Raw genomic sequence first — 22,269 nt, 5'->3', positions numbered from 1 at the left:
AGTTCACTTCTTCCGGAGAGTGCGGTAAGCGGCCACGAGGGCGGCGGTGGAGGGGTCGAGGCCGGGGACGTCCGCGCCTTCGGTGAGGGCGGGCTCGACGCGCTTGGCGAGGACCTTGCCGAGCTCGACGCCCCACTGGTCGAAGGAGTCGATGTTCCAGATCGCGCCCTGGACGAACACCTTGTGCTCGTACAGCGCGATCAGCTGGCCGAGGACGGAGGGCGTCAGCTCGCGCGCGAGGATGGTGGTCGTCGGGTGGTTGCCCTTGAACGTCTTGTGCGGGACCAGTTCCTCGGCCACGCCCTCGGCGCGCACCTCGTCCGGCGTCTTGCCGAAGGCCAGCGCCTGGGTCTGCGCGAAGAAGTTCGCCATCAGCAGGTCGTGCTGGTCCTTGAGTTCGCCGCTCAGCTCGTCGACCGGGTTGACGAAGCCGATGAAGTCGGCCGGGATCAACTTGGTGCCCTGGTGGATGAGTTGGTAGTACGCGTGCTGCCCATTGGTGCCCGGCGTGCCCCACACCACAGGGCCCGTCTGCCACTCCACGGGGTGGCCGTCGCGGTCCACCGACTTGCCGTTGGACTCCATGTCCAGCTGCTGCAGGTAGGCGGTGAACTTGGACAGGTAGTGCGAGTAAGGGAGTACGGCGTGCGACTGGGCGTCGAAGAAATTGCCGTACCAGACGCCCAGCAGGCCGAGCAGCAAAGGCGCGTTGGCCTCGGCGGGAGCGCTCTTGAAGTGCTCGTCGACGAGATGGAACCCGTCGAGCATCTCCCGGAAGCGGTCCGGACCGATGGCGATCATCAGCGACAGACCGATCGCCGAGTCGAAGGAGTAGCGCCCGCCGACCCAGTCCCAGAACTCGAACATGTTGGCCGTGTCGATGCCGAAGTCCGACACCTTCCCGGCGTTGGTCGACAGCGCCACGAAGTGCTTGGCGACCGCCTTGTCCTCGCCGTCCAGGCCGGCGAGCAGCCACGAGCGCGCCGAGGTCGCGTTGGTGATGGTCTCGATCGTCGTGAACGTCTTGGACGCGATGATGAACAGGGTCTCGGCCGGGTCCAGGTCGCGCGTGGCCTCGTGCAGGTCCGCCCCGTCCACGTTGGACACGAACCGCACGGTCAGCGACCGGTCCGTGAACGCCCGCAGTGCCTCGTACGCCATCGCCGGGCCGAGGTCGGAGCCGCCGATGCCGATGTTCACCACGTTCTTGATGCGCTTGCCGGTGTGTCCGGTCCACGCACCCGAACGGACGCGCTCGGCGAAGTCGGCCATCTTGTCCAGCACCGCGTGCACCGCGGGGACGACGTTCTCGCCGTCGACCTCGATGACCGCGTCGCGCGGGGCGCGCAGCGCGGTGTGCAGTACCGCGCGGTCCTCGGTGACATTGATCCTCTCGCCTCGGAACATGGCGTCCCGCAGCCCGAACACGTCGGTGGCGGTGGCCAGTTCCTGGAGCAGGGCGAGGGTCTCGTCCGTGATCAGGTGCTTGGAGTAGTCGATCCGCAGGTCGCCGACCCGCACGACATAGCGCTCGGCGCGCGCGGGGTCGGCGGCGAACAGCTCACGCAGCCGCGGGTGGAGCAGGCCGACCGCGCGGTGGTCCTCCAGGGCCACCCACTCCGGACGCCGCGTGAGCTTGGGGGAGTCAGACATGACGGGGGGTCTCCTTGGTGCCCTCGCCCCGCAGGGCGACGGCGTACATCTCGTCCGCGTCGAGGCGACGCAGCTCCTCGGAGATCAGCTCGGAGGTGGAGCGCACCTTCAGCGCGAGGGTGCGGGAGGGCTGCCCGGGAAGGGACAGCGTGGCCAACGGGCCCTCGGGGCGGTCGATCACGATCTCGCCGTTCGCGGTGCCGAGCCGTACGGCGGTCACGACGGGCCCCGCGGTGACGATCCGCTCGACCGGGACCCGCAGTCTGGCCTCCAGCCAGCGGGCCAGCAGCTCGGCGCTCGGGTTCTCGGCCTCGCTCTCGACGGCGGCCGAGGTCACCTGCGTACGGGCCTGGTCGAGCGCGGCGGCCAGCATCGAGCGCCACGGCGTCAGTCGCGTCCACGCGAGGTCGGTGTCGCCGGGCGCGTACGACGCGGCGCGGGCCTCCAGGGCCAGGAGCGGCGCCTCGACGGCGTACATGTCGGTGATCCGGCGCTGTGCGAGGGCGCCCAGCGGGTCCTTGACCGGGACGTCGGGCGAGTCCACCGGCCACCAGACGACGACCGGGGCGTCGGGCAGCAGCAGCGGCAGGACCACGGAGTCGGCGTGGTCGGACACCTCGCCGTAGGTCCGCAGCACGACCGTCTCACCGGTGCCCGCGTCCGTGCCGACGCGCACCTCCGCGTCCAGGCGGGAGTGGGTGCGGTCGCGCGGGGTGCGGGCGACGCGCTTGATGACGACCAGGGTGCGCGAGGGATGCTCGCGCGAGGCCTCCTCGGCCGCCTTGATCGAGTCGTACGCGTTCTCCTCGTCGGTGACGATGACCATCGTCAGGACCATGCCCACGGCGGGGGTGCCGATGGCCCGGCGCCCCTGCACGAGCGCCTTGTTGATCTTGCTTGCCGTGGTGTCGGTCAGGTCGATCTTCATGGCCTGCGCCAGCTCCGTCCGTCTCGTGCGAGCATCTCATCGGCTTCCTTCGGGCCCCAGCTGCCCGAGGGGTACTGCGCGGGCTTGCCGTGCGTCTCCCAGTACCCCTCGATCGGGTCGAGGATCTTCCAGGACTCTTCCACCTCTTGATGACGGGGAAAGAGATTGGCGTCGCCGAGCAGGACATCCAGGATCAGCCGTTCGTACGCCTCCGGGCTGGACTCGGTGAACGACTCGCCGTAGGCGAAGTCCATCGTGACGTCCCGGATCTCCATCGACGTACCCGGCACCTTGGACCCGAAGCGCACCGTCATGCCCTCGTCGGGCTGGACGCGGATGACGATCGCGTTCGCGCCGAGCTCCTCGGTGGCCGTCGAGTCGAAGGGCGAGTGGGGCGCGCGCTGGAAGACCACCGCGATCTCCGTCACCCGTCGGCCCAGGCGCTTGCCGGTGCGCAGATAGAAGGGGACGCCCGCCCAACGGCGGTTGTCGACCTCCAGCTTGACGGCGGCATAGGTGTCGGTCGTCGACTCGCGGTCGATGCCGTCCTCCTGCAGGTAGCCGCGCACCTTCTCGCCGCCCTGCCAGCTCGCCGCGTACTGTCCGCGCACGGTGTGCTCGCCGAGGTTCTCCGGCAGCTTTACGGCCTTGAGCACCTTGAGCTTCTCGGTGAGCAGCGACTCGGCGTCGAAGGCGGCCGGCTCCTCCATGGCGGTCAGGGCCATCAGCTGGAGGAGGTGATTCTGGATCACATCCCGGGCGGAGCCGATGCCGTCGTAGTAGCCCGCCCGGCCGCCGATGCCGATGTCCTCGGCCATGGTGATCTGGACGTGGTCGACGTACGACCGGTTCCAGATGGGCTCGTACATCTGGTTGGCGAAACGGAGTGCCAGGATGTTCTGGACGGTCTCCTTGCCGAGGTAGTGGTCGATACGGAACACCTGGTCCGGGTCGAACACCTCGTGCACGATCTTGTTGAGCTCACGCGCGCTCGCCAGATCATGTCCGAACGGCTTCTCGATGACCGCGCGCCGCCACGAGCCCTCCGGCGCGTCCGCGAGACCGTGCTTCTTGAGCTGCTGGACAACCTTCGGGAAGAACTTCGGCGGGACCGAGAGGTAGAAGGCGTAGTTGCCGCTGGTACCGCGCGAGGCGTCCAACTCATCGACCGCGGAGCGCAGTTGCTTGAACGCCGTGTCGTCGTCGAAGTCGCCCGGGATGAACCGCATGCCCTCGACGAGCTGCTGCCAGACCTCCTCGCGGAACTCCGTACGGGAGTGCTCGCGCACCGAGTCGTGGACGACCTGCGCGAAGTCCTGGTCCTCCCACTCGCGGCGGGCGAAGCCGAGGAGCGAGAAGCCGGGCGGGAGCAGACCGCGGTTGGCGAGGTCGTAGACGGCCGGCATCAGCTTCTTGCGGGACAGGTCGCCGGTGACGCCGAAGATGACCAGGCCGGAGGGGCCCGCGATGCGGGGGAGGCGGCGGTCGCGCGGGTCGCGCAGGGGGTTGTCCCAGTCGGACACCGGCAGGCCGAGCGCCTCGGCGAGGGTCTGCGGCGTCATGTCGGCCCACTCGGCGTTCGCGTGCCCGGGTACCCATGCCGCGTCGGCCGTTTCCGAGCCGGCCTGACCGGGGCCCGGTACGTCGGCCGTCGCCGCGCTCGCGTCGCCGGATCCCGCGTGTTCCGTGCGCGCCGCGTCGGATCCCGCCGTCACCGCAGCCGGTTCCACGGCCGTGTCACCCAATCCCTTCGCCGCGGCGGCCGCATTCTGCGCCGCGCTGTCGGGAAGCGCTTCATTCTTGGTCATTCCCCCTCGACTCCCTTACCACTGAGCGAGGTCGCGACGGCCTCCAGCAGCTCCAGCCAGGCCGCCTCGAACTTCGCGACGCCCTCGTCCTCCAGCTGCTTCACGACCTCGTCGTACGAGATCCCGAACGCCTCGACGGCAGCCAGGTCGGCGCGGGCCCCGGCGTAGCCGCCGGTCACCGCGTCGCCGTGGATGTCACCGTGGTCGGCGGTGGCGTTCAGCGTCGCCTCCGGCATGGTGTTGACCGTGCCCGGCGCGACCAGCTCGTCGACGTACAGCGTGTCCTTGTACGCGGGGTCCTTGACGCCCGTCGAGGCCCACAGAGGGCGCTGCTTGTGGGCGCCGGACGCAGCGAGGGCGGTCCAGCCGGCACCGCGCTGTGCCGCATTGTCGGCAGAGCCGAACACGTCCTCGTAGGCCTCGTACGCGAGCCGGGCATTGGCGAGCGCGGCCTTGCCCTTGAGGGCGAGCGCCTCGTCCGTGCCGACCTTCGCCAGCCGCTTGTCGATCTCGCTGTCGACGCGGGAGACGAAGAAGGAGGCGACCGAGTGGATGGTGGACAGGTCGATCCCGGCCGCCTGCGCCTTCTCCAGGCCCGCCAAGTAGGCGTCCATGACCTCGCGGTAGCGCTCCAGCGAGAAGATCAGCGTGACGTTGACGCTGATGCCGAGGCCGATGACCTCGGTGATCGCCGGGAGACCGGCTCGCGTCGCCGGGATCTTGATCATCACGTTCGGGCGGTCGACCAGCCAGGCGAGTTGCTTGGCCTCGGCGACGGTCGCCTGGGTGCGGTGGGCGAGGCGCGGGTCGACCTCGATGGAGACCCGGCCGTCACGGCCGCCGGTCGCGTCGTACACCGGGCGCAGGATGTCGGCCGCGGCGCGCACGTCCGCGGTCGTCATCATGCGGACGGCCTCGCCGACCGTCACGCCGCGCACCGCGAGATCGGCCAGCTGCTCCTCGTACCCCTCTCCGGAGCCGATGGCGGCCTGGAAGATCGAGGGGTTGGTGGTGACGCCCACCACGTGCTTGGTCTCGATGAGTTCGGCGAGGTTGCCGGACGCGATCCGCTTGCGGGAGAGGTCGTCGAGCCAGATGGAGACGCCTTCCTCGGAGAGGCGCTTCAGGGTTACCGCGGTCGCGGTTGCTTCGGTCACAGTGATCATCTTCCTTTGTGCGATCGGATCAACCGCGGACTGCGGTAAGAGATTCCCGCGCGGCGGCGGCGACGTTCTCGGCGGTGAAGCCGAACTCGGCGAACAGGGTCTTGGCGTCGGCGGAGGCGCCGAAGTGCTCCAGAGAAACGATGCGTCCGTGGTCACCGACGTACCGGTACCAGGTCAGACCGATGCCCGCCTCGACCGCCACGCGGGCCTTCACGGACGGCGGAAGGACGCTCTCGCGGTACTCCGCGGACTGCTCCTCGAACCACTCCACGGACGGCATCGACACGACACGCGTCCCCACGCCCTCGGCCTCCAGCCGCTCGCGCGCGGCGACGGCGAGCTGCACCTCGGAGCCGGTGGCGATGAGAACGACGTCCGGCGTCCGGGTGGAGGAGTCGCGCAGGACGTAACCGCCCTTCGCCGCCTCGGGGTTGGCCTCGTAGGTGGGCACGCCCTGACGGGTGAGCGCGAGGCCGTGCGGGGCCGGGTTGAGAGCGTGCCGCTTGAGGATCTCGGCCCAGACGATCGCCGTCTCGTTGGCGTCGGCCGGGCGGACGATGTTGAGGCCGGGAATGGCGCGCAGCGAGGCGAGGTGCTCGACCGGCTGGTGCGTCGGACCGTCCTCGCCGAGGCCGATGGAGTCGTGCGTCCACACGTACGTCACCGGGAGCTGCATCAGCGCGGACAGGCGCACGGCGTTGCGCATGTAGTCGGAGAACACCAGGAAGGTGCCGCCGTAGATGCGGGTGTTGCCGTGCAGCGCGATGCCGTTCATCTCCGCGGCCATCGAGTGCTCGCGGATGCCGAAGTGGACGGTGCGGCCGTAGGGGTCGGCCTCCGGCAGCGGGTTGCCCTTCGGCAGGAAGGAGGAGGTCTTGTCGATGGTGGTGTTGTTCGAGCCGGCCAGGTCGGCGGAGCCGCCCCACAGCTCGGGGAGCACACCGCCGAGTGCCTGCAGGACCTTGCCGGAGGCGGCGCGGGTCGCCACGGACGGGCCCGCCTCGAAGACCGGCAGCGCGGATTCCCAGCCCTCGGGCAGTTGACCGGCGACGACACGGTCGAAGAGCTTGGCGTGCTCGGCCTGCGTGGTACGCCACTCGGCGATCTGCTTGTCCCAGGCGGCGTGCGCCTCGGCGCCCCGGTCGAGGGCGGTCCGGGCGTGGTCCAGGACCTCGGCGTCCACCTGGAAGGTCCGCTCGGGGTCGAAGCCCAGAATCCGCTTGGTGGCCGCGATCTCCTCGGCGCCGAGCGCGGAGCCGTGGGAGGCCTCGGTGTTCTGCGCGTTCGGCGCGGGCCAGGCGATGATCGTGCGCATCGCGATGATGGAGGGGCGCTCGGTCTCGGCCTGTGCCGTCTTGAGAGCCGTGTACAGCGCGTGGACGTCGATGTCGCCGCCCAGCGCGGGCTCGATCCGCTGCACGTGCCAGCCGTACGCCTCGTAGCGCTTCAGCACGTCCTCGGAGAAGGCCGTCGCCGTGTCGCCCTCGATGGAGATGTGGTTGTCGTCGTAGACGAAGACGAGGTTGCCGAGCTTCTGGTGGCCGGCGAGGGACGAGGCCTCGGCGGAGATGCCCTCCTCCAGGTCGCCGTCCGAGACGATCGCCCAGATGGTGTGGTCGAACGGGGACTCGCCCTCGGGGGCCTCGGGGTCGAAGAGGCCGCGCTCGTAGCGGGCGGCCATCGCCATGCCCACCGCGTTGGCGACACCCTGGCCGAGCGGGCCGGTCGTCGTCTCGACGCCCGCCGTGTGCCCGTACTCCGGGTGACCCGGCGTCTTCGACCCGTGCGTACGGAACGCCTTCAGGTCGTCGAGCCCGAGCTCGTAGCCCGACAGGAAGAGCTGGGTGTACAGGGTCAGCGAGGTGTGGCCGGGGGAGAGGACGAAGCGGTCGCGGCCGGTCCACTCCGGGTCGGCGGGGTCGTGACGCATCACCTTCTGAAAGAGCGTGTACGCGGCCGGGGCCAGGCTCATCGCGGTGCCCGGGTGGCCGTTTCCGACCTGCTGTACGGCATCGGCCGCCAGGAGGCGGGCGGTGTCGACGGCACGCCGGTCCAGCTCGGACCACTCGAATCCGTCGGAGAAGCTGTCGGGTGTCTGCGTGCTCATCTTCAAGAAGTCCTCGATGGGAGCGGGGTAGGTGCTCGGACGTGTTCAAAACTAAAAGTCTGACTTTTGCCGGGGAAGGTGCCCGTGTGTCAGCCTTCGGTGAAAGTGGGACACGGAGCGCCGTACCGAGCCGACGCGAGAGGGACATGGCAGACAGAACCATCCAAGACGGTGACGGGATCAGAACGTTTCCCTTCCCCATCGACCTGAGCGTGAGCGGCGTCGGCATGCAGGTCCGGCCGATGGAGCCCGACCGCGCCTGGGCCGAGGAGGCACCGCTGGACCGTGTGCACCGCATCGACTTCCACGTGGTGATGCTGTTCCGCGGGGGTCCGGTGACGCACATGGTCGACTTCACCGAGTACGAGGTCACGGCCGGCGATCTGCTGTGGATCCGGCCGGGTCAGGTCCACCGTTTCTCCAGGGGAGGCGAGTACGGGGGGACCGCCCTGATCATGCAGCCCGGCTTCCTGCCCCGCGCCACGGTCGAGGCGACCGGCCTCTACCGCTACGACCAGCCCCCGCTGCTGCACCCCGACGCGGCCCAGCTCGCCGCCCTGGAGGACTCCCTCGCCCAGCTGGAGCGCGAGTACAACGACACGACCACGCTGCCGCTCAGTCTGCACACCGCGGTACTGCGGCACTCCCTGACCGCGTTCCTGCTGCGCCTCGCCCATCTCGCGGCGAGCTCCGCCGAGGCGGCGCGCGAGCGGACCGACACCACCTTCACCCGCTTCCGGGACGCGGTCGAGAAGGGCTTCGCCACCAACCACAGCGTCAGCGCGTACGCCGACGCCCTCGGTTACTCCCGCCGCACCCTCGTCCGCGCGGTGCGCGCGGCCACCGGCGAGACCCCGAAGGGCTTCATCGACAAGCGGGTGATCCTGGAGGCCAAACGGCTCCTGGCCCACACGGAGATGCCCATCGGCCGCATCGGCGTCGCCGTAGGCTTCCCCGACTCGGCCAACTTCTCCAAGTTCTTCCATCAGCACACGGACACGACCCCGGCGGCATTCCGGGCGGAGCTGCGCTGAGGGGGCGGGCGTTGCCGCGCCGAAAGGGGGCGGGCCGTCGGGCCCGCCCCCTCTTTACTTCTTCACCGAGTGTGGATCACCAGCCGATGCCGAGCGTCAGCCCGGTCGGCGGGTCCGCGTTGCCCAGGATCTGCACCGACGACTGGTCGTTGATGTCGTCGTAGGGGAAGGCATAGGCACGCTTGTCGAGACCAACGGTGTGCAGGAACGCGGCGTAGTCGTTCTTGATGCCTCCGGTGTAGTAGGCGGACGGGGTGTACCAGGCCGAGGTGTCGAGGGGCACGCCCCGGTTGAACGCGGCGCAGAACTCCGCGCCGAGTTGCTTCTCCGGGTCACTGCCCGAGGCCAGCCTGCCCGCGCAGGCCACGACGTCCGGGGAGGACGGCTTCTGGAGCGTGTAGGGACCGGCGCCGTTCTTGGTGAAGGTGAGGGTGTTCCCGGAGACCTGTCCCGAGAAGGTCTCACCGAGCCGGGTCAGCTTGAAGGGATGGGTGGAGTAGTACGACCAGGTCTGATCGACGTACGACTGGAGGTAGTTCGCCTGGGAGCCTCCCGCGAGGAAGAGGTTGGAGGAGCGCGGGGCGATGATCCGGTACGTGTTCTGCAGCGGCTTGAAGGCCGCGCCCACCGAGGCGGCGTACTGGGACATGACCTGGGCGCGGGTCAGCGTGATGCCCCGCGTGGTGTCGTAGCCGCTCGACGTCTGCGTCAGCCGTGAGGTCATCGGGAAGCCGAACTGGTCGACCTGCGTGGTGTTGCCGCCGAAGGCCACCTGCCCGAAGACATACGTGTACTCGTACCAGTCGTAGTAGACGTCGGTGTTGGGGTCGTTCGGGTTGCGCAGGTCGGGGCCGCCCCAGCCCTGGTCGTCCGGGGAGACCGGGATGTACAGGGGCGAGCCGAGGGAGACGTAGATCCGGCCGCCCCGGATCGACGTGGGGGAGGGGACCGAGCCGCCCGACTGGGCGAGCGTGAACGACATGTTGGGGTAGTTCACGCCGTTCTTGGTCAGGTGTCCGGGCGCGTTCGCGTCCAGGTGGTTGATGCGGGTCATGGTCCCGTCGGACTTCATGTACGACCACTGACCGGGCGTCACCTGACCGAGCACGGTGACGTAGATCTGTGAATTCGCGTACGTCCCACGGGTGTTGTTCTGGAAGGTGATCGGGAAGCTGCCGGTGCCGCCCCCGCCACCGCCCCCACCGCCGCTGCCGACGGTGTAGGTGAAATGCGGGGTGTCGTAGAGCGGTCCGCCCTTCTCGTACGTGAACCAGTACTCCAGGGTGAAGCCGCTCGACAGGCCGCCGACGTTCTGCTGCCAGATCCCCGCGTTGTTGGCCATCCGGAAGTTCTGCTGACCGGCACTGGGGGACAGGTAGTGCACATCGACCAGGGACGCTGGGGTGGTCGGCTTGAACCAGATCTGGACCGAACCGGAGCCGGTCGAGGTGACGCCCTGGGTGAAGTCGGCGGCGGCGCTGGCAGGCACCGCCCCGGCCAGGCCGAGCGCCAGCACCGTGAGGAGGGCGGTCAGGACGGCCGTCACCAGCCGCCTGACCTCGGGGCGTGGCACTCTGGACCTGGCCGGGGAGTATGTGATCATTCGTCAACTCCCGTGTCAGTGGCCGAAGTCGAACCAGTTGACGTTCACGAAGTCCGCCGGCTGACCGCTGGTGAAGGTCAGATAGACGTCGTGGGTTCCGGTGACGGAGCTGATGTTCGCGGGCACCGTTCGCCAGGCCTGCCAGCCACCGGTGTTGGCCACCGCGAAGCTGCCGATCGGCGCGCTCGTACGGCTGTCGAGACGCACCTCGACGAGTCCGCTGACGCCGCCCGCCGCGCCGCTCGCGACCCGGCCGTAGAACTGCTTGGCCGCCGTGGAACCGAAGTTGACCCCCTTGTAGAGCGCGTAGTCGCCGTTCGCGAGCGTGCTGATGTTCTGGCCGCCACCCGTGTCCGTGGTGGTCTCGGTGCCGACGCCTGCCTGCCCGTCGTACGACTCGGCCTGGATCGCGCTGTAGGCGTCACGGTTGCCGGAGGGCGGCGGGGTAGTGGGCGGCGGGGTCGTGCCGCCACCGCCGGTCGACTGGAGGACCTGGACGTAGTCGACCACGAGCGGGTGGCCGGGGTCCGTGCCGCCGTCGGGGCCGCCGCCGAAGGCCGCCGGGAACTCGCCGCCCATCGCGACGTTCAGGATGATGAAGTAGCCGTGGTTGGTGGCATTGGCCCAGGTCGTCGCGTCGACCTGATTCTGCCTGACCGTATGGAAGTTGACCCCGTCGAGGTAGAAGCGCATCTCCTCGGGGCTGGTCGACTTGTCCCACTCCACGGCGTAGGTGTGGAAGCCGCCCTGGCAGGTCGTGCCCTCACAGACCTTCTGGCCGCCGATGCCGGACTTCTCGTTGCAGGGGCCGCCCGGGCTGGTGCCGCAGTGCATCGTGGCCCACTCGTTGTTGATGCCCTGGACGTTCTCCATGATGTCCAGCTCGCCGACACCGGGCCAGTTCCACCAGTTGCCGCGGTACGGGGCGCCCAGCATCCAGAAGGCGGGCCAGTAGCCCTTGGCGGCGGCGCCGGTCACGTTCGGCATCTGGAGCCGGGCCTCGACGCGGAGTTTGCCGCCTGCGGGCGGCTGGAAGTCGGAGCGGTTCGTCTCGATGCGGCCCGACGTCCAGTTGCCCGCGGCGTCACGCCGTGGGGTGATCCGGAGGTTTCCTGCGCCGTCGAGCGAGACGTTGTTGGTGCTGGAGGTCATGGTCTCGACCTCGCCGGTACCGAAGCCGGCGGGCCCGCCGGGGTAGCTCGTGCCCGTCGTGTACTGCCAGTTGGCGGTGTTGACGCCGGATCCGGCGGCCCCGTTGAAGTCGTCGAGGAAGACCTGGGACCAGCCGGACGGGGGTGTGGGGGCGGAGGCGTTGGCGGGGAGGGTGGCGGCCGTGGCGGCGGCGGCCGCCAGGCCGAGGGTGCTGAACACGGCGATGAGTACGCGCCGCAGAGGGCGGCGTCTGCCGGATGCGCCGGGTGTGCCGGAAGTTTCACTCATGGGTGCCTCTTCGGTACGGAGTGGGGTGCGCGGGTGAAGTGGGGAGCGCTCCCACGCGATTTGAGAGCGCTCTCAAAGCAGCTGCGCGGACAATGTGCTCTCTGTCACTCCGGCCGTCAAGAGGTGAAGCCGAGAAAGTCTTTTGGGCGCATGGGAGTTCACGCCGTGAAAGAAGGGCGGTGCATGCGAAGGGGGCGGGTCACGGCGATCCGCCGCTCCCCGCCCCTCGGTGAAACCGTTACAGAGCGCTCCCCGCCTTCCAGTCCGCCCAGGACAGGTTCCACCCATTGAGGCCGTTGGCGGGGTCCACGGTCTTCTCGCCCGAGTTCTTGACGATCACCACGTCGCCGAGCATCGAGCTGTTGTAGAACGTGGAGCCCGGCACGGAGGTGTCGTTCGCGCCCTTGGCGTCGTGCAGGCCGATGCAGCCGTGGCTGGTGTTGCTGGTGCCGAAGACCGACGTCGGGGCCCAGTAGTTGCCGTGGATGAAGGTGCCGGAGGTGGTCAACCGCTGGGCGTGCGGGACGTCGGAGATGTCGTACTCGTCGCCGAGACCGACCGTCGAGGACTCCATGCGGGTCTGCCGGAACCGCTCGCTGATCACCATGATCCCGGACCAGGTGGTGTGCTCGGCGTCGCCGCCGGTCACCGGGTAGCTGGCGAGCGTCGATCCGTCCCGCTCGACCGTCATCGTCTTCTTCGTCAGGTCGACCGTGCTGATCTGGCGGCGGCCGATGTGGAAGGTGACGTTCTTGGACTGGACGCCGTAGACATCGTTCGCTCCCTCGACGTCCTTGAGCCGCAGGCTCAGCGTGATCTTCGTGCCCGCGGCCCAGTACGCCTCGGGCCGGAAGTCGAGCCGGGTGTCGCTGAACCAGTGGCCGACCACCTCGACCGCGGGCTCGGCCGTCACCGTGATCGCCTTTTCGACGGCGGCGCGGTCCTTGACGGCCTGGGTGAAGTTGATCGACACGGGCATGCCGACACCGGAGGTCGCATTCGCCTCGGGAGTGAAATAGCCCACGAAGGTCTCGCCGGGGGACTTCGTGACGAAGGTCGCGGTGTGCGCGTCGGCGCCCTGTGGTGTCGCTGTGACCGTGTATTTCGTGCCCGAGTACGGATTCCTGGTGGAGGTCCATTTCGTACGGGCGTCGTTGAAGGAACCGGCCAGAGTGGAGCCGTCGTTGCCGGTGACCCCGACGCTCGCAAGGGTGCCGTTCGCCACGGCGACCTCGACCGGGCTCGTGAAATCGGCCTTCTTCGTGCCGTCGGCGGGGGTGACGGTGACGGTGGGTTCCTTGACCTTGGCCTGGGCCTGGGTCTTTGCGCCCGCGGCCGCCGTCGCGCCCGTCCCCTCCGAGGCGTCCGCGGAGCCGCTGCAGCCCGTCAGCGCGACTGCCGGGACGGCGCCGAGCACGGTGAGGATTCCGCGCCGTGACCAGGCCGGCCGCTCGGACCCGCTCCGCGCCGGCTCGGACCGGTTCGCTGTCTGCCCGGACCGGTTCGATATCTGAGGGACGCCCACGGCACGCCTTTCCTGGGTTCTTCGATCACCACCACTGCGGGTGCATCCTGCGCCCCTTCCATGGGTTGAATCTTTGAATCCGAGGGGCTCAACCTGAGATTCCTGTGAAGACGCCCTGAGGGACGGCCTGAAACCACGGTTGTCGGGCCGCGGTGGATTGTGAACAGAGTATGAAGCAGCCGACCGGCGCTCTGAGTTTCCGGTGAGATCGCGCCCGGGGGACCGTTCCCCACCTCTCCGGTCGGAATAGTGAAGAAGGAGTTCCGCTTACCGGTCCCGCAGCACACCCCCGCCGGAGGTATCCGTGATTCCAGCCCCCAAGCGGCACACCGTGGCCATCATCGGAGCGGGCGCGGCCGGCACGCTGACCGCCGTCCAGCTGTGCGAGACGGCGGCGCGTCGCCGGGCACCCCTCGACCTCGTCCTGGTCGACCCGGCCCCGGAGGCCGGACGCGGCACGGCGTACGCCACCCCCGACCCACGGCATCGGCTCAACGTGCCCGCGAGCGGTATGAGTTGCTATCCCGACGACCCCGGCCACTTCACCCGCTGGCTGTGCCGACACGGCGAACCCGCCGTCAGGGGCGCCGACTTCGCCACCCGGTACCGGTACGGCGCCTATCTGGCCGACGCACTGGCCCAGGCGATCGTCCGCGCCCACGGCACGGTCGCCGTACGTCGGCTGCGGACCCGCGCGGAGAGCTGTACCCGCGCCTCCGACGGCGGGGTGGAGCTTCAACTCGCCAGTGGGGAACGCCTGATGGCCGACAGTGCGGTACTCGCCACCGGGCCGGCCGCCGCGCGCGACGACTGGGCCCCGCCCCGACTGCGTACGTCCGAGCGCTTCGTACGGTCCCCTTGGGCGCCGGGCGCCCTCGACGGTCCGCTCGCCGAACCGGCCGACGTCCTGCTGGTCGGGACAGGACTCACCGCCGTGGACCTGGCCCTGAGCCTCGACCGGCCCGGGCGCACCGTGCACGCCGTCTCCCGGCGCGGCCTGCTGCCCCAGCCGCACGCGATCGGCCCCGCCGCGACGATGGCCGCCCCCGACGGACTCGAGGTGCCGTCGCTCTCCGCGTTGCGCAGGACGGTCTACCGGCACATCGGCCGGGCCGTCCGTACCCACGGCGACTGGCGCCCGGCGCTCGACAGCCTGCGGCCGCACACCGCCCGGCTGTGGCGCAGCCTCACCCCCGAGGAGCGGGTCGCGTTCCTGGAGCGCGAGGGCGCGCTGTGGAACACGCATCGCCATCGAATGGCGCCCGCGACGGCCGAGTCGGTGTCCCGTGCCCGTACGGCCCGGCGACTGCGGGTGCACGCCGCAACGGTCACCGACGCCGCCGTCCTGGACGATGGGTCGGTGCTGGTCACCCTCTCCGACGGCCAGAACATACGCACGGGTTGGGTCATCGACTGCACCGGTCCCGGCCCGCGTCTCGAAGACCCCTTGTGGCGTTCGCTGTTCGACTCCGGTGCCGCGGTGCGCGGCCCGCTGGGCATGGGCGCCGCGACCCGGGACGGCCGTCTCCTCGACGCCGAAGGCCGCGGCGAGAGCCGGCTGTTCACGCTCGGTGCTCCCCGCCGCGGCGAGCTCTGGGAGACCACCGCCGTCCCGGAGATCCGTGTCCAGGCCGCCGCCCTGGCCCAGGAGTTGCTCGCGCCGCTGTCGACACCCCGGCGAACCGTGCGCCGGCGGCCCGTCGACGGGCACGGGCTCGGGCTGTCCACCCACGCCGAGGCGGCCGCCGCCTACCGCACCGGGCTCGACCGGGTCCTCAAGGTCAGGGCCGGCGCCGAGGTCGCCTTCGGCCGCGCGGTCGCCCTCGACCCCGGATTCGCGCTCGCGCACGCGGCCCTCGCCCTGCTCGGTCACGAGTGCGGCGCCGACGTCGACGTACCCAGGGCCCTCGCCGACGCGCAGCGCTCCGCACGCGAACGGGCCGACGAGCGGGAGCGTTCCTTCGTGGACGTCGTGACGCGGCGCGTCCACGACGACTCCTCGGACGGGGGTGCCCTAGCCCTGCTCGGGCATCTCGGCAGGCACCCCGCCGACGCGCTGGCGCTCGCCGCCGCCGTGCCGACCATCGCCTTCTCCGGTATCAACGACCTCGACGACGCCTACGCGCTGCGCCTGGTGGAGCGCACCTCGCCGGCGTCCGACGGGCACTGGTTCCACACCTCGCTGCTGGCGTTCCTGCGCCAGGAACAGGGCCGCTTCCACGAGGCCGCCGAGCTGGCGCACCGCGCCCTGGCCATCGAACCCGCCTCCGGGCACGCCGTGCACGCGCTGGCCCACGTCCACTACGAGTCCGGGGCGCACGAGGTGGGCCGCGACTGGCTCGACGCCTGGGTGTCCGGGCAGGGCCGGGGCGCCGTCCACCGGGCGCACTTCTCCTGGCACATCGCGCTGCACGAACTCGCCCTGGACGACCGTGCCGCCGTACGCAAGCGGTGGTTCGCGCAGCTCGCGCCGGGGCGGGTGACCGGGGTGCGGGCGCTGGTCGACTCCGGGTCGCTGCTGTGGCGGGCCCGGCTGAGCGACAGCTGGCGTGGGCAGGTGCCCGCGGCGGACGTTCTCGGCACCGTCGCGCGCGAGGTGGTCGAGCGGCCCGCGACCGCCTTCACCGCGCTGCACGCGGCGGTCGCTCTCGCCGCCGCCGGGGACGTGGCGGCCCTGCGCCGCCTGCGGGACCACGCCGCGGGGGCCGACCCCGTCCAGCGGGAGGTCATCGTGCCGCTCTGCCAGGCCTTCACCGCCCTGGTCGAGGAACGCTTCCACGAGGCCGCCCGCGGCCTCGACGCGCTCCTGCCGGTGCTCCGCAAGGTGGGCGGCAGCGCGGCCCAGCGTGAGGTCGTCGAGGAGACCCTGCTGTACGCCCTTGTCTCGGCGGGCCGTTGTGACGCGGCCCGGCGCCTGCTGGACACCCGCCTCGACCGCGGGGCGGCCCCACGGGACCGACGGCTGCTCGCCGCGCTGCCCGGCTGAGCGGGCCGTTTCGTACCGGGTCTCGTTCGGCCACGTGACGGACACGGGCCCCGTCGCCGGGCGGCGACGGGGCCCGAGTGCTTCGGCCGGCCCCTGTCGTCAACCTCCCGTCATGAGCCCGCTGGCAAGAGGGAGGTTGACGACAGGGCAGGCCCTCAGACGCCGGTCAGCTGAGGCTGAGACGGCGCTTCCTCGCTCACCCCGAACCGGTCGTGCGCCCGTCGCATGGCGCCCGGCGCCCACCACACGCGTCGCCCGAGCAGTGCCATCGTCGCCGGTACGAGGAGCATCCGTACGACGGTCGCGTCGATCAGGACGGCAAGGGTGAGCCCGAGGCCGATCTGCAGGATGGGGGAGAAGCCGCCGGTCATGAACGCCCCGAAGACGATCGCGAGGAGCAGTGCGGCACAGCTGACCACGCGTCCGGAGCGGCGCAGACCGGTCACCACGGCCTCCTGGGCGTCGCCGGTCCGCAGCCAGGTCTCGCGCATCCGGGCGAGGATGAAGAGCTCGTAGTCCATGGCGAGCCCGAAGGCGATCGCGATGATCAGCGGCGGAGCCGTCAGGCTGAGTGAGCCCAGCCCTTCGGCGCCCAGCGCCCCGGCCAGATGCCCGTCCTGGAAGACCCAGACCACCGCGCCGAGCGCGGCGCCCAGGCTGAGCAGTGTGGTCGCGATGGTCCGCAGCGGAATCAGGACCGAGCCGGTGAAGGCGAAGAGCAGCGCGAAGATACCGAGCAGCACGGTGGCCGCCGCCCAGGGCGCCCGCTCGGCGAGCATCTCGCGAAAGTCGACCAGCCGGGCCGCGACGCCGGTGACCTCGACGGGCTCACTCCCGCGCACCTGCCGTACCCGCTCGACCAGATCGGTCGCCGCCTTGCCGTCGACGCTGCCGGTCGGCTGGAGGTGCACCAGCGTGGCGCCGCCCGGCAGGGCGCGGGAGTCGGTCGTGTCGGAGAGAGCACGGATCCGGGCCACCATGTCCGGGGCCGCTCCAGGGCGCACCACCACGGTCACCGGCGAGACCCCGGTGCCGGGCGGGAAGTGGGCGTCCACGGTGTCGTACAGCTGCCGTGCCTCGGTGTTGGTGGGCAGTTGCTTCGCGTCCCCGATGCTGATCTTCATTCCGGCGACGGGCAGCGCGAGGACCAGCAGGGCCGGGACGAGGGTGGCCAGGATGACGAGGGGACGGCGCGCGGCGAACCGGGCGAGGCGGGCGAAGACGCGGCCTTCGTTGTCGGGGTCGGCGCCGGACTTGAGGCCGAACCTGGAACCGGACTTGGAGCCGGCGTCCTCATGAGGGGCGCGAGCCGGTGCGATGCGGGCGCCGGTGGGGGTCCCCCCGCGCGAGCGCAGCCGAGCGTGGGGGAGGGCCAGCAGCGCCGGCAGCAGGGTGACCGCGGCGAGCATGTCGACGACGACCACGGCGGCCACGGCCAGACCCATGCTGCGCAGGAACGGGCTGGGGAACACCAGCAGCCCGGTGAGGCTGACGGCCACCGTGAGCCCGGAGAACAGGACGGTGCGCCCGGCGCCGGCGACGGTACGGTGCACGGCTTCGATGACATCGTCGGTGTGCCGTCGCTCCTCGCGGAAGCGAACCACCATCAACAGCGCGTAGTCCACGGCGAGTCCGAGACCCAGCATGGTGGTCACCTGGATCGCGTACACCGAGATGTCGGTGAACTGACTGAAGACGAAGAGCGCCAGGAACGCGCCCGCGACTCCGCTGATCGCGATCAGCAGGGGCAGCCCGGCCGCCCGCAGCCCTCCGAAGACGACGAGCAGCAGCGCCAGGACGACCGGCAGGGAGATCAACTCGGCCCGCTGTACGTCTCCTTGGGCGCGCCCGCTCATCTGCTGGCCGAGCAACAGGCCGCCGCTGACGTGGACTTCGGGCGCGTTGATCTGCCGGATGCGCTCGGCCGCGGTGTCCACGGCCTTCTTCTTGTCCTTGAACTTCAGGTCGCCCTTGAGCGTCACCGGGATGACGAGGGCCTTGCCGTCCTCGGAGGTGAGGCCGTGGGTGCGGTACGGGTCGGGCACGTCGGCGATTCCCGAGACCGTACGCAGATCGGCGACCGCACGTCCGACCTGGGACCGCAGACCGGGGTCGGAGACCGAGGTGCCCGCGACGACGGCGGTGATCGACTCACCGCTCTTGTCGACGCGGTCGAGGTAGGCGGCGGCCCGGTCCGACTCGGTGCCCGGGACATCGGGCACCGAGTCGACGAGCCGGCTGAACACGCCCGTGCCGAGGCCGAAGCCGATCAGCAGCATGAGCAGCCAGACGAGGATCACGGTGAGCGGGCGGCGGGTCGCCGCCCGGGAGATCGTGGCGAGCACGGTACGCCTCCCGGCGGTGGGTGCGGTCGGTGACATCGCCACTCAGCGTCGCGCCGGACAGGGGGTCACCGTATCGCCGGGGGGAGCGGTTTCGGGAACTCCCCCTCGCGACGGATACCGGGTCCTGCCTCACTCCTGCGAGGGAGCCGGTCCTGCCCGCCGAACAGGACCTAGGAGGCGCCGGGTGTCACCAGACCCGTCTCGTAGGCGCAGATCACCGCCTGCACCCGGTCCCGCAGTCCCAGCTTGCCCAGCATGTTGCTGACATGGGTCTTGACGGTGTGTTCACTCACGAAGAGCGTCGTCGCGATCTCCGCGTTGGACAGGCCGCGGGCGAGCAGCCGCAGGGTCTCCTCCTCGCGGGCGGTGAGGGTTTCCAGTCGGCCCGGCGCGGGTTCCGTGGCCGCCTCGGCGTGGCGGCGCCGGATGATGTCGGCGACCAGACGGCGGGTCACCGAAGGCGCGAGGAGCGAGTCGCCCGCCGCGACGACACGCACCGCGTGCACCAGGTCGTCACGCCGAACGTCCTTGAGCAGAAAGCCACTCGCGCCCGCGTACAGCGCCTCGTACACGTACTCGTCGAGGTCGAACGTGGTCAGCATGACGACCTTGCAGCCGGACTCCGCGCACACCAGACGGGCCGCCTCCAGACCGTCCATGTGCGGCATACGGATGTCGAGCAGCAACACGTCGGGCGCGTGCTCCCGTACCGCCGCCACGGCTTCCACGCCGTCCCCGGCCTCCGCCACCACCTCGATGTCCGGCTGCGCCTCCAGGATCATGCTGAAGCCGCTGCGCACCAGCTCCTGGTCGTCGGCGACCACCACGCGGATGCTCACCCCAGGGCCGCCTGCCGGCCGGCGGTGGCGGGCAGGCGTACCGCGACACGGAAGCCGCCGTCGGGACCGCGCCCCGAGTCCGCGCTGCCACCGCAGGCGGTGGCCCGCTCCCGGATGCCGATCAGCCCGTGACCGCCGGGTGGTGTGGTGGGCCCACGTGTACCCGGCCCCCGCCCGTCGTCCGTCACCGTGAGCGTCAACGCGTCCTCCGTCCAGTCGAGTTCGACCCGTGCCGTGGAAGCGTACGCATGCTTCACGGTGTTGGTGAGGGCCTCCTGCACCACCCGGTAGGCGGCGACCTCGGTGTCCGCGGGCAGCGGGCGGGGCGCGCCGGTCGTGCTCAAGTCCACCCGCAGGCCGGTGGACTCCGCGACCTGGCCGACCAGTTCGGCCAGGGCCGCGATGCCGGGCTGCGGCAACCGGGCCGATGCCCCGTTCACCTGCTCCTCCTTGAGCACGCCGAGGATGCGCCGCAGCTGTCGCATCGCGTCGCGCCCGCTCGTCGCGATCGCGTCGAAGGCCGCCTCGGCGCGTTCCGGATCGCTGCGCACGACCACCGGGCCGGCCTCGGCCTGGACCACCATCAGGCTCACCGCGTGGGCCAGGATGTCGTGCATGTCCCGGGCGATCCGGGCGCGTTCCTGCGCCGTCGCCCGCGCCGTGTCGGCGGCGCGCTCCCGCTCCAGACGGCGGGCCCTGTCCTCCAGCTCCGCGGTGTACGCGCGCTGGACGCGGGTGAGGATCCCGAGCGCGTACGCGCTGAGGAAGCTCGTCAGATGGAAGGCGTACTCGAAGGGCTGGGCGTGTTCCTTGGCCATCATCGTCAGTGAGGCGCCGACCAGCCAGGTCACCAGCATGAACCGGCGCTGTGCGGGCGGGCAGAGTGTGGCCACGGTGTAGAGGACGACCAGTCCGCCGTAGGCGACGTTCGGTGGCGGTGCGTGATACAGCGCCATGGCGGGCGTGCAGATCGACACCGCGCAGGCCGACAGGAAGGGCGCCCGTCGCCGCCACACCAGCGGCACCGCGGTGCCGACCGCCAGCAGGAACCCCTGCCAGGACAGCCGGTCGTCTCCCTCGTCGGGGAACATCCACTGCAGCGAGGCGGCGAACAGCACCAGCGCGGCGAGCGCGGTGTCGAGAACGTAGGGATGCGTCGTGCGCAACCGCGCGAAGACCGACCGCCATCGGAGTGCGGTGGGTGAGAACACCGCCCTCCATCGGGAGACGGCGGGCGCGAACCAGGACTGAGCGGACATACACGGCTCCTCAAGGCAAGGGCCGTCCCAGTATCCCGACCGCCGGGCGGCGAAGTCCTCACCGATGAGAGGGATATCCGGCGTCCTACGCGTCGCGCGCCGCCCGCGTTTCGGGCTGCCATCCGAGCGCCCGTGAGATCCCGCGCGCCGCCAGCCGTACCGCCGGGATCAACGCCGGTACCTGTGCGTCGGACTCGGGCACGACCACCGAGACGGCCGCGACGACCGTCCCGCCCGTGCCGCGTACCGGAGCGGCCACCGACAGGGCGTCGTCGGTGACCTGACGGCTGCTCACCGCGACCCCCGTGCGCCGCACTTCGGCCAGCAGGCGGCGCAGCCGAGCCGGGTCCGTGATGGTGTGCGGGGTGAACGAGGCGAGCGGACGGTCGCAGTACGCCTCCTGGAGCGCCGCCTCGGTGTGGGCGAGGAGCGCGAGCCCCACACCCGTGGCGTGCAGCGGCCAGCGGGCGCCCACCTGGATGCGGACGCCGACCGCGGAGCGCCCGGAGATCCACTCGATGTAGACGACCTCGGAGCCGTCACGGACCGCCAACTGCACGTTCTCGTGCGTGGCTTCGTACAGGTCCTCCAGGTAGGGCAGCGCGATCTGCCGCAGCGCCAGGCCCCGTGGGGCGAGCGCCGCGATCTCCCACAGTCGCAGGCCCACGTGGTAGACGCCGTCCTCGTCCCGTTCCAGGGCGCCCCATTCGGTGAGCGCGCCGACCAGCCGGTGGGCCGTGGTGAGGGTGAGCCCGGCCCGGCGGCTGATGTCGGACAGGCACAGGGCCGGGTGCTCGTGGTCGAAGGCGGCGAGCACGGCGAGCAGGCGGTCGGGCGCGGACAGGGTGGTCATGAGTTGAGTTCGGTCTCCGCGACCCGTTGCAGGAGGGCGTGCAGGGTGGCTCGCTCGGCGGGGGCGAGGGGCTGGAGCAGATCGTTCGTGACGCGCAGGCCGGCTTCGTCGGTGTCGCGCAGGAAGGCCCGGCCGTCCTCGGTCAGCACGACGATCCGGCTGCGACGGTCGTCCGGTGAAGGGCGGCGCTCGGCGAAACCGAGCTTCTCCAGATCGTCGACGAGCCCGACGATCGCGCTCGGGTCGTAGCCGAGCCGCGAGCTCAGTTCCCGCTGCAGCGCGCCTTCGGAGGTGGCGAGGAAGCGGAGCAGCGCGTAGTGGCGCAGGCGGAGGCCCGACTCCTGCAGGAACGTGTTGAACAGCTGCCCCGAGCGCAGCCCCAGCCGGTACAGGAGGTAGCCGGTGTCCGCGTGCAGTCCGCGCATCCACGGTTCCTGGGCATCGATGGGGGCAGGGCCTCCGGCAATTTCTGTCGCGCGCTGCTGACCTGCGATGACGGGCTCCCTGGGCCGGGCCCCGAGCGGGGCGGTTCGGATGTACTTCTGTACGGCGTGAGGCCGTACCGCGCTCACGACGGCGCCGTACCGCGCACAGCTACCACGCCGTACTACGCACAGCATGACGCACGGATGAGTCGGCAACAACTATTGACGTCAACAATTATTGTCCTTAGCTTCGATCTCGTAGCCGCAGCTCGGCATCCCAGGCCGCGCTTGCTGATCC

Annotated in this window: 15 protein-coding genes; 2 read left to right on the top strand and 13 right to left on the bottom strand. The window is 70.5% G+C overall.

Annotation, left to right across the window (positions count from 1 at the left end):
• Positions 1 to 3 precede the first annotated feature (3 nt).
• From pgi to tkt, 5 genes are all read right to left on the bottom strand, one after another.
• Positions 4 to 1,653, bottom strand: a complete 1,650-nt coding sequence (gene pgi, locus ACIBK0_RS38845) for a glucose-6-phosphate isomerase (protein WP_399090725.1) — start codon at positions 1,651 to 1,653, stop codon at positions 4 to 6.
• Positions 1,646 to 2,581, bottom strand: coding sequence for a glucose-6-phosphate dehydrogenase assembly protein OpcA (gene opcA / locus ACIBK0_RS38840; RefSeq protein ID WP_399090722.1), 936 nt, complete (start codon positions 2,579 to 2,581; stop codon positions 1,646 to 1,648). The genes pgi and opcA overlap by 8 nt, the downstream gene beginning before the upstream one ends.
• Positions 2,578 to 4,143 carry a glucose-6-phosphate dehydrogenase gene (gene zwf, locus ACIBK0_RS38835; RefSeq protein WP_399090913.1) on the bottom strand — a complete coding sequence of 522 codons (1,566 nt, stop codon included), beginning with the start codon at positions 4,141 to 4,143 and terminating at the stop codon, positions 2,578 to 2,580. The genes opcA and zwf overlap by 4 nt, the downstream gene beginning before the upstream one ends.
• Positions 4,144 to 4,385: 242 nt before the next feature.
• Positions 4,386 to 5,555, bottom strand: coding sequence for a transaldolase (gene tal / locus ACIBK0_RS38830; RefSeq protein ID WP_399090719.1), 1,170 nt, complete (start codon positions 5,553 to 5,555; stop codon positions 4,386 to 4,388).
• A 19-nt stretch (positions 5,556 to 5,574) separates the two neighbouring features.
• Entirely contained in the window at positions 5,575 to 7,662 is a 2,088-nt protein-coding gene (gene tkt / locus ACIBK0_RS38825) for a transketolase (protein ID WP_399090716.1), read from the bottom strand.
• Positions 7,663 to 7,808: 146 nt separating this feature from the next.
• On the opposite strand from tkt, the gene ACIBK0_RS38820 reads away from it, so the two are divergent.
• Positions 7,809 to 8,696 carry an AraC family transcriptional regulator gene (locus ACIBK0_RS38820; protein ID WP_399090713.1) on the top strand — a complete coding sequence of 296 codons (888 nt, stop codon included), beginning with the start codon at positions 7,809 to 7,811 and terminating at the stop codon, positions 8,694 to 8,696.
• A 76-nt stretch (positions 8,697 to 8,772) separates the two neighbouring features.
• Here the strand turns inward: ACIBK0_RS38820 and ACIBK0_RS38815 are convergent, their stop codons facing one another.
• From ACIBK0_RS38815 to ACIBK0_RS38805, 3 genes are all read right to left on the bottom strand, one after another.
• Positions 8,773 to 10,299 (bottom strand): glycoside hydrolase family 64 protein, encoded by a 1,527-nt coding sequence (locus tag ACIBK0_RS38815; protein WP_399090710.1) that lies wholly within the window; start codon positions 10,297 to 10,299, stop codon positions 8,773 to 8,775.
• A 15-nt stretch (positions 10,300 to 10,314) separates the two neighbouring features.
• Positions 10,315 to 11,739 (bottom strand): glycoside hydrolase family 16 protein, encoded by a 1,425-nt coding sequence (locus ACIBK0_RS38810; protein WP_399090707.1) that lies wholly within the window; start codon positions 11,737 to 11,739, stop codon positions 10,315 to 10,317.
• 238 nt (positions 11,740 to 11,977) lie between these two features.
• A complete protein-coding gene (locus ACIBK0_RS38805) occupies positions 11,978 to 13,264 on the bottom strand; it encodes an Ig-like domain-containing protein (RefSeq protein WP_399090704.1) in 1,287 nt (428 codons plus the stop codon).
• Positions 13,265 to 13,568: 304 nt separating this feature from the next.
• Between ACIBK0_RS38805 and ACIBK0_RS38800 the strand changes: the two genes are divergently transcribed.
• Positions 13,569 to 16,250, top strand: a complete 2,682-nt coding sequence (locus ACIBK0_RS38800; protein WP_399090701.1) for an FAD/NAD(P)-binding protein — start codon at positions 13,569 to 13,571, stop codon at positions 16,248 to 16,250.
• A 155-nt stretch (positions 16,251 to 16,405) separates the two neighbouring features.
• Here ACIBK0_RS38800 and ACIBK0_RS38795 read toward each other — a convergent pair whose 3' ends face one another.
• From ACIBK0_RS38795 to ACIBK0_RS38775, 5 genes are all read right to left on the bottom strand, one after another.
• Complete coding sequence (locus tag ACIBK0_RS38795; protein WP_399090698.1) at positions 16,406 to 18,595, bottom strand: MMPL family transporter; 2,190 nt, start codon at positions 18,593 to 18,595, stop codon at positions 16,406 to 16,408.
• A gap of 170 nt (positions 18,596 to 18,765) precedes the next feature.
• Positions 18,766 to 19,434: a response regulator gene (locus ACIBK0_RS38790; protein ID WP_399090695.1), complete on the bottom strand. Its 669-nt coding sequence runs from the start codon at positions 19,432 to 19,434 to the stop codon at positions 18,766 to 18,768.
• Complete coding sequence (locus ACIBK0_RS38785) at positions 19,431 to 20,693, bottom strand: sensor histidine kinase (RefSeq protein ID WP_399090692.1); 1,263 nt, start codon at positions 20,691 to 20,693, stop codon at positions 19,431 to 19,433. The genes ACIBK0_RS38790 and ACIBK0_RS38785 overlap by 4 nt, the downstream gene beginning before the upstream one ends.
• Positions 20,694 to 20,778: 85 nt before the next feature.
• Positions 20,779 to 21,546, bottom strand: coding sequence for an IclR family transcriptional regulator (locus ACIBK0_RS38780; RefSeq protein WP_399090689.1), 768 nt, complete (start codon positions 21,544 to 21,546; stop codon positions 20,779 to 20,781).
• Entirely contained in the window at positions 21,543 to 21,971 is a 429-nt protein-coding gene (locus ACIBK0_RS38775) for a MarR family winged helix-turn-helix transcriptional regulator (RefSeq protein ID WP_399090686.1), read from the bottom strand. Before ACIBK0_RS38775 ends, ACIBK0_RS38780 begins: the two co-directional genes overlap by 4 nt.
• Positions 21,972 to 22,269: the final 298 nt, after the last annotated feature.

This window comes from Streptomyces sp. NPDC050564, from assembly GCF_044457265.1.
Lineage (GTDB): Bacteria > Actinomycetota > Actinomycetes > Streptomycetales > Streptomycetaceae > Streptomyces.
This window is presented reverse-complemented; position numbering and strand designations above follow the sequence as displayed.

What these genes read in the sequence shown, in the direction of transcription:
- tkt (WP_399090716.1), bottom strand. Translation starts at nt 7,662, where the DNA reads ATGAGCACGCAGACACCCGACAGCTTCTCCGACGGATTCGAGTGGTCC.
- ACIBK0_RS38785 (WP_399090692.1), bottom strand. Translation starts at nt 20,693, where the DNA reads ATGTCCGCTCAGTCCTGGTTCGCGCCCGCCGTCTCCCGATGGAGGGCG.
- ACIBK0_RS38815 (WP_399090710.1), bottom strand. Translation starts at nt 10,299, where the DNA reads ATGATCACATACTCCCCGGCCAGGTCCAGAGTGCCACGCCCCGAGGTC.
- pgi (WP_399090725.1), bottom strand. Translation starts at nt 1,653, where the DNA reads ATGTCTGACTCCCCCAAGCTCACGCGGCGTCCGGAGTGGGTGGCCCTG.
- ACIBK0_RS38810 (WP_399090707.1), bottom strand. Translation starts at nt 11,739, where the DNA reads ATGAGTGAAACTTCCGGCACACCCGGCGCATCCGGCAGACGCCGCCCT.
- tal (WP_399090719.1), bottom strand. Translation starts at nt 5,555, where the DNA reads ATGATCACTGTGACCGAAGCAACCGCGACCGCGGTAACCCTGAAGCGC.
- zwf (WP_399090913.1), bottom strand. Translation starts at nt 4,143, where the DNA reads ATGACGCCGCAGACCCTCGCCGAGGCGCTCGGCCTGCCGGTGTCCGAC.
- ACIBK0_RS38820 (WP_399090713.1), top strand. Translation starts at nt 7,809, where the DNA reads ATGGCAGACAGAACCATCCAAGACGGTGACGGGATCAGAACGTTTCCC.
- ACIBK0_RS38775 (WP_399090686.1), bottom strand. Translation starts at nt 21,971, where the DNA reads ATGCGCGGACTGCACGCGGACACCGGCTACCTCCTGTACCGGCTGGGG.
- ACIBK0_RS38780 (WP_399090689.1), bottom strand. Translation starts at nt 21,546, where the DNA reads ATGACCACCCTGTCCGCGCCCGACCGCCTGCTCGCCGTGCTCGCCGCC.
- opcA (WP_399090722.1), bottom strand. Translation starts at nt 2,581, where the DNA reads ATGAAGATCGACCTGACCGACACCACGGCAAGCAAGATCAACAAGGCG.